Source organism: Burkholderia sp. 4M9327F10 (assembly GCF_005503145.1).
In the GTDB taxonomy this organism is placed as follows: Bacteria; Pseudomonadota; Gammaproteobacteria; order Burkholderiales; family Burkholderiaceae; genus Paraburkholderia.
This window is the reverse complement of the sequence record NZ_SCNV01000065.1, coordinates 36,551-48,428: the sequence shown is the minus strand read 5'-3', so window position 1 is coordinate 48,428 and position 11,878 is coordinate 36,551. Positions and strand designations below refer to the sequence as shown.

Annotated in this window: 11 protein-coding genes; 5 read left to right on the top strand and 6 right to left on the bottom strand. The window is 62.3% G+C overall.

The features are described from left to right. Positions 1-399: 399 nt before the first annotated feature. Genes FFS45_RS35255 through hpnI form a run of 4 tightly spaced genes read right to left on the bottom strand, consistent with a single transcriptional unit; the run spans position 400 to position 4,936 of the window. Positions 400-1,389, bottom strand: a complete 990-nt coding sequence (locus FFS45_RS35255) for a lysylphosphatidylglycerol synthase domain-containing protein (RefSeq protein ID WP_137959249.1) — start codon at positions 1,387-1,389, stop codon at positions 400-402. Next, on the bottom strand, positions 1,386-2,252 hold the full coding sequence (gene hpnK / locus FFS45_RS35250) for a hopanoid biosynthesis-associated protein HpnK (RefSeq protein WP_137959248.1): 867 nt from the start codon (positions 2,250-2,252) through the stop codon (positions 1,386-1,388). The genes FFS45_RS35255 and hpnK overlap by 4 nt, the downstream gene beginning before the upstream one ends. After that, a complete protein-coding gene (gene hpnJ, locus FFS45_RS35245) occupies positions 2,252-3,673 on the bottom strand; it encodes a hopanoid biosynthesis associated radical SAM protein HpnJ (protein WP_137956479.1) in 1,422 nt (473 codons plus the stop codon). The genes hpnK and hpnJ overlap by 1 nt, the downstream gene beginning before the upstream one ends. A 60-nt stretch (positions 3,674-3,733) precedes the next feature. Then, positions 3,734-4,936 carry a bacteriohopanetetrol glucosamine biosynthesis glycosyltransferase HpnI gene (hpnI, locus tag FFS45_RS35240; protein ID WP_137959247.1) on the bottom strand — a complete coding sequence of 401 codons (1,203 nt, stop codon included), beginning with the start codon at positions 4,934-4,936 and terminating at the stop codon, positions 3,734-3,736. 813 nt (positions 4,937-5,749) lie between these two features. Between hpnI and FFS45_RS35235 the strand changes: the two genes are divergently transcribed. From FFS45_RS35235 to FFS45_RS35220, 4 genes are all read left to right on the top strand, one after another. After that, on the top strand, positions 5,750-6,745 hold the full coding sequence (locus FFS45_RS35235) for an LLM class flavin-dependent oxidoreductase (RefSeq protein WP_137959246.1): 996 nt from the start codon (positions 5,750-5,752) through the stop codon (positions 6,743-6,745). A gap of 580 nt (positions 6,746-7,325) precedes the next feature. Next, a complete protein-coding gene (locus tag FFS45_RS35230) occupies positions 7,326-7,901 on the top strand; it encodes a carboxymuconolactone decarboxylase family protein (RefSeq protein WP_137959245.1) in 576 nt (191 codons plus the stop codon). A gap of 40 nt (positions 7,902-7,941) precedes the next feature. Further along, complete coding sequence (locus tag FFS45_RS35225; RefSeq protein WP_137959244.1) at positions 7,942-8,613, top strand: peroxiredoxin-like family protein; 672 nt, start codon at positions 7,942-7,944, stop codon at positions 8,611-8,613. 73 nt (positions 8,614-8,686) lie between these two features. Next, positions 8,687-9,403, top strand: a complete 717-nt coding sequence (locus FFS45_RS35220; protein ID WP_137959243.1) for an SDR family oxidoreductase — start codon at positions 8,687-8,689, stop codon at positions 9,401-9,403. Here FFS45_RS35220 and FFS45_RS35215 read toward each other — a convergent pair. Continuing rightward, the gene (locus tag FFS45_RS35215; protein ID WP_137959242.1) at positions 9,380-10,306 is read right to left on the bottom strand and encodes a LysR family transcriptional regulator; all 927 of its coding nucleotides are present in this window, start codon (positions 10,304-10,306) and stop codon (positions 9,380-9,382) included. The genes FFS45_RS35220 and FFS45_RS35215 overlap by 24 nt on opposite strands. Before the next feature lie 304 nt (positions 10,307-10,610). On the opposite strand from FFS45_RS35215, the gene FFS45_RS35210 reads away from it, so the two are divergent. After that, the gene (locus tag FFS45_RS35210; protein WP_137959241.1) at positions 10,611-11,243 is read left to right on the top strand and encodes a glutathione S-transferase N-terminal domain-containing protein; all 633 of its coding nucleotides are present in this window, start codon (positions 10,611-10,613) and stop codon (positions 11,241-11,243) included. Positions 11,244-11,540: 297 nt separating this feature from the next. On the opposite strand, the gene FFS45_RS35205 is transcribed toward FFS45_RS35210, so the two are convergent. Then, the gene (locus tag FFS45_RS35205; protein WP_137959240.1) at positions 11,541-11,852 is read right to left on the bottom strand and encodes a hypothetical protein; all 312 of its coding nucleotides are present in this window, start codon (positions 11,850-11,852) and stop codon (positions 11,541-11,543) included. Between the last annotated feature and the right edge of the window lie 26 nt (positions 11,853-11,878).

The following is an 11,878-nucleotide window of genomic DNA, read 5'->3' as shown; positions in this document are numbered from 1 at the left end:
GGGTGCGGGTGCGGGTGCGTTCACAGAATACCGGCGGCGCCGGTTCATGGAAAATCGGCAAGCCAAATATAGTTAGAATACCTACATACCATGCAGAAGGCGTTATGCCCTTCGGCGGGGCGCGCAGCGCGACGCTGGAGCGGATGAGTGCTGTGTCACGAACGTGCGTGGTGCGAGGGCGGGTCTCGTCTTGGGCCGTTCCCGGTGGCGAACCGGGATGGCTCACTACAAGCTAGCGGTTGCAGCCCGCTTTCTTTGCTTACTTTCTTTGCGGCGGCAAAGAAAGTAAGTGCCGCCCCGCACAGGGGCAACACAAATAGACCGATAACAAAACAAGGAAAGGCCAACACCCCAAAGAACAACAACCAAACAACAAGCCGCCGCAGGCAAAAAAAACCCTCACTCCCCCACTACAACACCAGCCCCCCGAGAACTCCGCCTCCAAACCTCAGCCACCTGCCAGGTAACCAGTGCGGAGCACCCAAACAGCACCTCCCGCATGCGCTTAACAACCGCCAACGACAAAGCGACCTCACGATCAACCCCAAAAAGCTGCGCGAGCAAAACCACAGCCAGATCCTGCACCCCCACCCCAGCGGGGACAAAAAACGCCGCATGCCTGACAGCCTGAGTAAGCCCTTCAACAGCAAGCGCCGCGCCCAACGAAACCGGATGCCCAAGCAACTCCAAAGCCCAATAAGTCTCCAACGCCCCAAGCAGATACCCGCCCAATTGCCAAAGAAAAACCCGCAACAAAACCCCAGCGCGGCTCATGAGCGCATCAATATCCGCATCGAGCTGCTGCCCATCCATGCCCTGCAGCAGCGAACTGGACGCCCCCAGCAACTTCCCGGCCCACCGTTCGATAGCGTGAAAAACCCCGCCTCGCCGCACGAGCACAACAGCAATCACCGGCAATGGCAGCGACAAAAGCAAAGACAACGCAATCGTGCCCACCCCGTCGGCCCGATGCGTCGAAACAACTATCAGAACCAGCGCCAGCGCAGAAAACGCATACTGCACCGCCATCGTCACCATCACCTCAACGATCACCGACGCGCTCACGCCGCTCAGATCCGCCACCTGCCATTGAGCCAGCCGGATCCCGACAATCTCGCCGCCAATCCCCGCCACCGGCAACAACCGGCTCACCGCCTCGCGCACCGCCGCGATCCACCACAGAAACACGAGCGACGCCCGCCTGCCGAGCAACAAGTGCCAGGCATACGCATCGAGCAACAGCGGCAGCGCATGAAACGGCAGCAGCCACAGCAGCGCAAACCCTGCCTGGCCGATCACCTGGATAAGGCCGGCCAAGCCCTCATGCAGCACGAGCCCAATCAGGATCGCGATGCCCACCGGCAAGCCGGCCCATTGCAACCACTTCATGACGGCTGCACCCCGCGGTCACGCGCGCGGTGGCTGCACACGTCGATAAAACCGCCTCGCGTCGCCCCCGCCGCCTCGATCGCGGCCGCTACGCGCGGCGACAGCAACGCGGCCAGTTCGTCCGCGTGACGGTAGGTTCGCATGCCTAACGTCAATGGGCCTTCGCCCGCCACAGCCGGGTGGCAATAGATTTCGCCCACGCCCTCGGGCAAATGCGCCAAAGCATCGAGCAGCACCGCTTCATCCATCTGCCCCGTCTTCGCAATGCCAACCACGTAATCGTTATGTGCGATACCGGCCCGCTCGAGTCGTGCCCGCACCAGTCCGATCCAGGGCTTCAGCCAGAACGGCTCCCTCGATTCGCTCGGCAAGCGCATCGCGCGCATGCCGTAGTCGCGGCCAATCTCCAGGATCAGGCCGAGCACCGTCGGATGCAGATGGAAATGCTTATGTGTATTGACGTGGTCGAGCGGCAGCCCGGTCTTGGCGAACGCTTCGAACTGCGCGCGGATTTCCAGCGCGAGCTGTCTGCGCACATGCGGCAGGAAGAAAAAGCGAAAGCCGTCGCGCACCATGTTGTCGCCGAACCGGCCGCGTGCGTCGACCAGCGCGGGAATGGCGTCGCGCGGCAGGAAGGCCGCGCCGTCGGCCAGCACCAGGTGCAGGCCGACGCGCAGTTCCGGCAAGCGGCGGGCACGCGCTACCGCATCACGCGCGGCAGGCGCTGCCACCATCAGGCTCGCCGCCGTCAACACGCCGTGCGCATGCGCGCGCTCGACCGCCTCGTTGACACGCTCATGCAGCCCGAAGTCGTCTGCCGTAAAGATCAGCGTGCGCTGCGGCAGACGGGCCTCGCGTGCCATCACGCTTCGTGAGCGCGCAGGAAGCGGAAGAACTCCACGCCCTCACGCAGACGGCGCTTCATCATGTCCCAGCTCATCAGCATCTCGCGCACGATTTCCCAGATCTTCGACGGCCGGAAATAGAAGCGCTTGTAGAAGCTCTCGACATGGTGATAGATCTCCTCGCGCGACAGGTGCGGATAGCCGATCGCCGCGAGCTGCACGCCTTCCTTGCTCACCAGGTTGATCACCTTGTTTTCCTGCAGCCAGCCGTTTTCCACCGCCTGGTTGTACAGCGTCGTGCCCGGATACGGCGCCGCCAGCGACACCTGGATCGTGTGCGGGTTGATTTCCTTCGCGTACTCGATCGTCTTCTCGATCGTGTCCTTCGTCTCGCCCGGCAGGCCCAGGATAAACGTGCCGTGAATCTTGATGTCCAGCTTGCGGCAGTCGTCGCTGAAGCGTCGCGCGATATCCGTGCGCAGGCCCTTCTTGATGTTCAGCAGGATCTGGTCGTCGCCCGACTCGTAGCCCACCAGCAGGAGGCGCAGGCCGTTCTCCTTCATGATCTTCAGCGTCGAATACGGCACGTTGGCCTTCGCGTTGCAGGACCACGTCACGCCCAGCTTGCCCAGACCGCGGGCAATCTCCTCCACGCGCGGCTTGAAGTCGGTGAAGGTGTCGTCGTCGAACATGATCTCCTTGACCTCAGGCATGTTGTCGCGGATCCACTTCACTTCTTCCAGCACGTTTTCCACCGAGCGCGTGCGGTAACGGTGCCCGCCCACCGTCTGCGGCCACAGGCAGAACGTGCACTTCGAGCGGCAGCCACGGCCCGTGTAGATGGACACGTACGGATGCTTCAGGTAGCCGATGAAGTAGTTCTCGATCTTCAGGTCGCGCCTATAGACCGGCGCTACGAACGGCAGCTCGTCCATGTTCTCGAGGATCGGGCGCGCTTCGTTGTGCTCGATCGAACCGTCCGCGGCGCGGTAGCTCAGGCCCAGGATCTGCGCGAGCGGCTTGCCCTCTGCCACTTCCTGGCAGGTGAAGTCGAACTCTTCACGGCAGACGAAATCGATTGCCTCGCTTGCGGTCAGCGAGTTGTGGGGATCGACGGCCACCTTCGCGCCCACCATGCCGATCAGCACCGACGGCTTGCGCTGCTTGAGGTCCTGCGCAAACATCGCATCGGTGGGGAACGACGGCGTGCTGGTGTGGATGATGACGAGCTCGTACTGCTGCGCGATATCGAGCGAGGCCTCCACCGACAGCCCGTCGGCGGGCGCATCCAGCACGCGGCTGTCGGGCACCAGCGCCGCGGGCTGCGCGAGCCACGTGGGATACCAGAAAGAGCGGATTTCGCGCTTCGCCTGATAGCGCGAACCCGCGCCGCCATCGAAACCGTCATACGACGGGGCCTGCAAAAACAGCGTTTTCATGAATGCTCCGGCAACCTGCGTTGATTCAGATGACTGACTAAATAGTTGATGCTAACGCCCTTATCCGCGATCGGACATTTCGGCGATCGGCCTGGGCGGCGGCGCCACCCGGTTGACCACCGACATCCGCGCGCCGCGCCACACGACGTGCGAACCGAATGCCGCACCGAGCCACTGCAGTGCAAGCAAGGTATCGCGCAGCGGCACGAGCGGCAGATCGCGCCAGAAGGTCCGCGAAATGCGGGCGCTGCGCGCATGCAACAGAATGCGCGCGATGATACCGGTTACCGTGCTGATCGAGAGCGTGAGCGCCATGGCCGGATGAGCGCCCTCCCCGCCGCTCAGTCCGGCGGCGAGCAGCGCGCCGGCCATCAGCCACGGCGAGGTGAACGTGATGATCAGCGAGGCGAACCCCGCGGGGTTCACCGAGCGGATCGTGCGCAGCCAGCGCATTTCGCGCAGCCACAGCGTCGTGAAGGTGGGCTCGATCACATCGGTGGCGACCATCACCGACGAAAGCACCGTGGTCAGGCCGAGCGAACGTGCATGTTCGGCGAGCCAGTAGTCGTCGGCGAGGCAGTCCTTGAGGGTCTCGAAGCCGCCGATGCCCTCCAGCGTCGTGCGCCGCAACGCCAGCGTCGCGCCAAAGCCGAAGCGGCGCGAGCCGCCCGCATGCGCGACGCGCACCGAAGGCGCGAACCATTCGTTGATGAACAGCGCCCCCACCCTCGGCCAGAAACCGCCGACGCTCTGCGCCCGGTACAGGCAGGTGACGACGCCCGTGTCGGGGTCGGCGAGCGGTGCGGTGACCGTGTTCAGGTAGTCGGGCTCGACGGCGATATCGCTATCGGCCAGCACGATGATGTCGTGGCGCGCCCGCTGCGCCATGTTGATAAGGTTGCTGACCTTGAGGTTGCTGCCGTGCACGCGCGAATCGATCACCAGTTCGATATCGCAGTGCGGATACGCCGCCTGCAGGCGACGCACCACCGCAATTGCCGGATCGACCGGAGACGACACGCCGAACAGCAACTGGAAGCATGGGTGCGCCTGCTCGCAGAACGTCACCAGGTTTTCGTACAGGCGCGGCTCGATCCCGCACAGCGGCTTGAGCACGCTGACCGAGCTCGACTCGCCGCGACGGATACTGATGCGTTTGCTGAAAAAAGGCATCGCCACCGCAGCAACGCCGGCATATACAGTAGCGGCACAGCACAACATAACCAGCAGCCACTCGAGGCCGCATAGCGAATGCACCGTCATTGGCCCCGACTCCCGGTGACCTGCAATCCGGCAATAGCACGACAAATCAACAAGAGATTCATGGATACGCTTGCTCGCACGATCGGAACTCCTTCTGCCTGCGCCTGAACAGTCAGCTCCGCAGGGAGCTAATTGTCAGAGCAAAGCGTGCGAAGGCTTTCACGTAATTTCCCGTAATATCGCGGCGGGCATATGACAGATAATCGAAAGCGAATAGACAGCGACAGACCCAGCCATTGTAAAGGCGGGGTCCGGATACGCTTCTGTCAGCCCCCGCGGAACGTTGCAGCCATAGGGCTGGCCAATTCACGCGGTGAAGACGCCGGCACGGTTTAAACATGGGCCGTGCTGTGCCTTTGAATGGCCATCGCACGCACATTCATTGTCGCGAAAATTGTAGCAGTGCCGGAGAAGTCTTGCTCATTGGGAACCAACAATCGAGACCCTTTTCATTGCCTCGCCCGGTGTGCTTTACAGTTGCGTCAACACTGGCTTGTTTAGCCGCCGATAATCGGGGCATTTTGACAATAATCGTGGCGCATATCGTCAATCGTCCGGGCAATCCGACGAATTGCAACACATCGCCTCAAACGACTTGATCCGATCATTGCGCAGTCGCTTCAAACGCAAGCGGCGCCCCCCTGCAGAACTACACCCTGCCGGGGGTGGGGGCTTCGTCGCCGCGTCAGCGGGAATTTAGGCGCTTTGGCACAATCCGCTTTTGCTTTTGCCTTTGCTGCCGACGGCCCGGTGTACCTGTGAGCATCTCGCTCGACGCGGACCGTGCGGCGAAAAGCCACGGACAACTTCGCCATGATCCCTTTCTCGGTTCTCGACCTCTCCCCCATCACCGCCGGCGCGAACGCGACGCAAGCCTTGCACAACACGCTCGATCTCGCCCAGCATGTGGAACGATGGGGCTACCGGCGCTTCTGGCTCGCCGAGCATCACAACATGACCGGCATTGCCAGCGCTGCGACTTCAGTTGTGATTGGCTATGTCGCCGGTGGAACCCGGACGATCCGGGTTGGTTCGGGCGGCGTGATGCTGCCCAATCACGCACCGCTGGTCATCGCCGAACAGTTCGGCACGCTGGCCTCGCTTTATCCAGAACGCATCGATCTGGGCCTGGGCCGCGCGCCCGGCACTGACCAGACCACTGCGCGCGCTTTGCGCCGCGACCTGCAAGGCAGTGCTGACTCGTTCCCGGACGATGTGGTTGAATTGCAGCGCTACTTTGCCGATCCGGCGCCCGGTCAGCGGGTGCGTGCGGTGCCGGGTGCGGGGCTGCATGTGCCGCTGTGGTTGCTTGGCTCGTCGCTGTTCAGCGCGCAACTGGCGGCGGCGCTTGGGTTGCCGTTCGCATTTGCTTCGCACTTTGCGCCTGATCATATGCTGACGGCATTGCGGCTCTATCGCGCGCAGTTCCGGCCCTCGGCTACGCTCGACAAGCCTTATGCGATGGTTGGCGTGAACCTGTTCGCTGCTGATACTAACGAAGCTGCCCAGCGGCTTTTCACCTCGCTGCAGCAGCAGTTCATCAATCTGCGGCGCGGCACGCCGGGGCAGTTGCAGCCGCCGGTCGAGCGCGTCGAGGCGAGCGGGATGGAATTGAGCAGCGTCGCGCAGTCGCTTGCTTGCTCGGTGATTGGAGATCCGGATACCGTGCGGGACGGGCTGCTGTCGGTGATTGAGCAGACCGGTGCGGATGAGTTGATGTTGACCGCGCTGATCTACGATCATGCGGCGCGGTTGAGGTCGTTTGAAATTGCTGCGCAGGTGCGTGAGGCGATTGTTGGCGGGCGGTGAGCGAGGTTATACACCGGGCAATCTGCGGAAGCAGCGGGCAGCAAACGGGCTCGCCTTGCCGCCCGATACTGTGCGGGCGGTGGCGCGTCGAAAAACGTGCAGCTCGCCGCACGCATGCCTGGTCGCGTTATCCGGGGGCTATTCCTGTTGCGTTACCTAATACGCCACCTAGCGGGTCTCTCAGGTAAAGCATGCGCCACGGTACGGTAGTCTGTTATCGACCCGTTGCTGCCCATGGGATCAAGCGGTAGGTAACGTCCGAAAATCGAACAGAAGCGAGCATTCCGGCGGCGCAGTTCAGCGACAGATTCCAGCTTGCAGCGGCGCGATGATGAGTGGGACTGAATTCGCACAAAGAGTTGTGACCGGTAGCCGGATGCCTTGCTAACATCTTTATTTGGGGCGCTCATCCGAAGAACACCGCGCGAGACCGCGTACGCCAGCCAGCGCAATGTGCTAGCGCGTGCCAACATGGCTTGCCATTCCGCCAAGGAATAAGTTGTATCACCGCCGCCTGCCTTCTTGCAGCACGGCGTCTGCCCGATCATGTGTTCACCGTCAACCCACAGAGGAACCAACGATGAACACCTTCAACGCCTACACGATCGGCACCGCACCGGCCGACTCGAAGCCCCTGCTCGAAGGCACGAAAGCGGCCTTCGGCTTCGTCCCCAATCTGCAGTCTTTCATGTCGGAATCGCCGGAACTGCTGGCCGGTTACTCGGCACTCTGGGACCTTTTCTCCAAAAGTACGCTGACGCCGCATGAACAGCAGGTCGTCTATCTGACCTCGAACTTCGAGAACGACTGCCACTACTGCATGGCCGGCCACAGCACGCTCGCAAAGATGATCAAGGTGGACCCGGCCGTGATCGACGCACTGCGCGCCGGCACCGAACTTCCCGACGCGAAACTCGAAGCCCTGCATCGCTTCACGACCGTCGTGGTGCGTGAGCGCGGCTTCGCCACCGATGCAGACATCGACGCATTCCTCGCCGCCGGCTACACGCGCCGCAACGTGTTCGAGGTGATTCTCGGCGTGGCGACGAAGGTGATGAGCAACTACACGAATCACATCGTGCATACGCCTTACGACGCCTTCATGAAGGGCAACGAGTGGATCAAGCCGCAGACGAGCGTCGCGGCCAGCGCCTGAGCGCAGGTTCTCACTCGATCATCCGACACAGGAGAAGGACATGTCACTGCAAGACAAACTCGACGCGTTCAAGGCGGACTTCAAGGGCGGCAAGCCGCCGTACTACGCACCGCCCGATATTCACCCGATCATGGAACGCGCCACCGCTGAGCTGATCGCAAGCGGACAGGCGGTACGCGCGATCAAGGCGGGCGAGCGCGCGCCCAGCTTCACGCTCAAGGATCAGGACGGCAACGAAGTGTCGTCGGCCGAACTGCTGCGTCGCGGCCCGCTCGTCATCACGTTCTATCGTGGCGTGTGGTGCCCGTACTGCAACATCGAGTTACAGGCGATCAACGACGTGCTCCCGCAGATCGAGGGATACGGCGCGAGCGTCGTGGCCATCTCGCCGCAGACCGCCGTGAACAGCCGCAAGTCGGTGCGCGATAACAAGCTCGGCTTTCCGGTGTTGAGCGACACGAACGGCAAGGTCGGTGCCGCGTTCGGCCTGCGCTTCGCGCTGCCCGATTATCTGGTCGATCTCTACAAGGCCCTGAAAAACGATCTGCCCGCGTTCAACGCCGACCCGTCATGGACGTTGCCAATGCCCGCGCGCTACGTGGTTGGCCAGGATGGCATCGTGCTGTATTCGGAAGTGAATCCCGATTACACGCATCGTCCCGATCCGGTCGATATGCTCCCGGTCCTGGAGCGCGCGCAAGCAAAGGTGTAAGCAAACGCGCAGGTCATCGCCGCCTTCGGGCGGCTTTTCTTTTCGCCAACTTTATTTCACCCAACTGACCATCATGACAAAGCGCACTTTTCTGGTAACGGGCGCGACCAAAGGCATCGGCCTTGCGCTCAGCGAGCGGCTCGTCTCGGCAGGACATCGCGTCATCGGCATTGCGCGCTCGCACGCGGCGTTTCCCGGCGAACTCGTCACGCTGGACCTCGGCGATCGCGCTGCCACTAACTCAGCGCTGCGCGAGTTGGCACAACGCGATCGCGTCGACGGCATCGTCAACAATGTCGGGCTGGTCCGGCCGCAACGCGTCGAAGCGGTCGATCTCGACGTGCTCGACGAAGTCTTCTCGGTGAATCTTCATCCGGCCGTCCAAACCGTGCAGGCGTTTTTGCCCGGCATGCGCGAGCGAGGCTGGGGGCGCATCGTCAATATCTCCAGCCTCACCATTCTGGGCATCACGCAACGCACGGCCTACGCTGCTGCAAAAGCCGCGCTCGTGAGCTTCGCCCGCACCTGGGCGCTGGAACTTGCAACGACAGGCGTCACGGTGAATTCGGTGGCACCAGGCCCCACCGAAACGGAGTTGTTCCGCGCGAACAATCCGCCTGGAAGCGAAGGCGAGCAGCGCTATCTGTCGGGCGTGCCGATGGGGCGCTTCGGCACGCCGGAAGAGATCGCCGCGGCCATCGCGTTCCTGCTTTCCGACGACGCGAGTTTCATCACTGGGCAGACGCTTTTCGTTGACGGCGGCGCATCAATCGGCAAGGCTGGAATCTGAAGGCAGGTTGTCTGGCTGTCCGGCAAAGAGGCTTTCGACGAAGGCGACGAAAGCGCGCGCCTTCGTCGTTGCCATCCGCCCGGAAGGAAAGACCGCCCATACGTCGACGCCCGGCAGCGTCCAGTCCGTGAGTACCGCCTGCACGGAGCCGTCCGCGAGTTCCGGTGCGAACATCCATTCCGAGGCGACAGCCAGTCCCAGATCGGCGAGGACAGCGGCGCGCATCCCTTCGGCAGCGCTGACCCGCACGCGGCCCGACACCGTGACGGCCACTTCGGTGCCGTCCGCGTGCCCGAAGGCCCACGCGTCTCCACCACTGCGCATGGCGTGAACGATCGCCCGATGCTGACTGAGTTCCGCGGGCGTTTGCGGCACGCCGTGCCGTGCGAAGTACGCCTTCGTGCCGACCACCAGGCGCTTTCCGCTTGCGACGCGACGCGCGGTCATCGAGGAGTCGTCGAGTCGGCCCATGCGCAACGCGACGTCGACGCCTTCTTCGAGCAGATCGATCGGACGGTCGTCCATCACGATCTCGACATCGAGTTTCGGGTGCTGCTCAAGGAACGCGCCAAGCGCGGGGATGACGTGCAGCCTCGCGAAGGTCACGGCGGCGCCCACACGCAGCTTTCCGACCAGTCCCTCCGACGACTCGCGCACCGAATGTTCCGCGTGATCGGCTTCTTCGATCGCCAGACACGCGTGTTCGTAGAAGCGCTGGCCAGCATCGGTGGGTGTCAGACCGCGGGTCGAGCGCAACAGGAGGCGCGCGTTCAGATGCTCTTCGAGCTGCGCGATCGACTTCGATACGGCGGGTTGTCCAATCTGAAGCCGACGCGCCGCCGCCGAGAACGAGCCCGCCTCTACGACGGCGACGAAGGTTTCCATTGCGGCCAGGCGGTCCATGCGGGCGGGGTCTCGGGAGTGGGGGAAGGACGGCGTCGCAGCGTTGCCGGACGCGAGCGATATCGCATTCCACAGGGACGACCGCACAACTATACAGCAGCAGGATGCAGTGAGTGCAGCGCGGGGGCAGCACGTCTTGCCACCGTCCGCGCCAGCATCCCGATGGCACCGCGCGACCGGCACAAGGCGCGCCCATGCCTGCGCGGAATAACTTCTATCGCCGCGACGGTGCTTCCGGGGCGGACGTCAATCGTCGAAAGTTACGTCATCCCATTCACGGTCTCAGGAGTCAATTCCATGTATCATGGTCTACGCGTTTTCCACGCCGAATTCCGTCAAGGTGCCGATTGCGCTCGAAGAACTCGGCCTGCAATACGAGCTGCATTCGGTGAACGTCCGGAAGGGCGAGCAGAAGCACGCCGATTTCGTCGCCTTGAATCCGAATGGAAAGGTGCCGGTGCTTCGCGACGATGAGCGTGGCTTCACGCTGGGCGAGTCGGCGGCGATCCTCGTCTATCTCGCGGAGCGTCACGGTGCGCTGCTCGCGCAGGAGCCGGTGACGCGCGCGCGCACCTTCGAGCAGCTGTTTGTGCATGCATCCGGGCTCAGTCCGGCCTTCGGGCAGGCGGGATATTTTCTGCGCAGCGCGCCGGCCGGTTCGTCGGTGCACGCGCTGGATCGCTTCGCGCAGGAAGCCCGTCGTCAGCTCGGATTGCTCGACGCCGTGCTGTCCGCACGCACCTTCGTCGCGGGCGACGACTTCTCCATCGCTGACATCGCCCATTTCGGCTGGATCTGGCGCCGGACATTTCCGGACCTGACGCTGGACGACGCGCCGAACGTGCAGCGCTGGTACGACGCTGTATCGAATCGCCCGGCAGTGGGACGGGCAATCGCGAGAATCGAATCGCTCGCCGAAGACCGGCAGGCAGCATAAAAAGGGCCGTGTCGAAATCCCGGCCGCTGATTGCGTTCGCCATTCTTTCGATCGCAGTGGGAATCGTAATTAGCCGTCCTTCGTCGATGCAACGATCCGTGCCGTTATCTGGCGCCGCGGTAAGCGCGGAGCTTGCCCGCGTCATGGGCTTCGGCATGGTCTAGATACCGCGCAGTATTTACGAACTTTGAATCAACATCTACGTGAAAAATAGACGGCACGAACCAGCGCACGGACCGGTACGGCGGCGCGATTGAGAGCCGCGCGCTTTCTGTTCGAGGGTCGCGTGCGAACCATTCACCAGCCTTTCTTTGTAACCTTAGAACCAGCCATGATCGATGGAATAATAAGAATTGCTAGCGTTACCCCATACCACGTCGGATAAGCTGTTTTGATGCGAAGCTCAGCGATGACGACCAGCGCTGTCAGGAGGATGCCGACGATAAGGCTTGCGCTCCGGCTACGTCCGACAACTGCGGTTAGTGCGCCACCGATTGCGCAATTGAAACAGTCAGATGCTAATTGCAGCACAACGTATGTGCTATCTGAATGGTTCACATAAACATGTTTGACTATATCGCCGGAAATTGAACCGATTACAATGATCACGAGGAGTCCTGACGCGATCGACAATA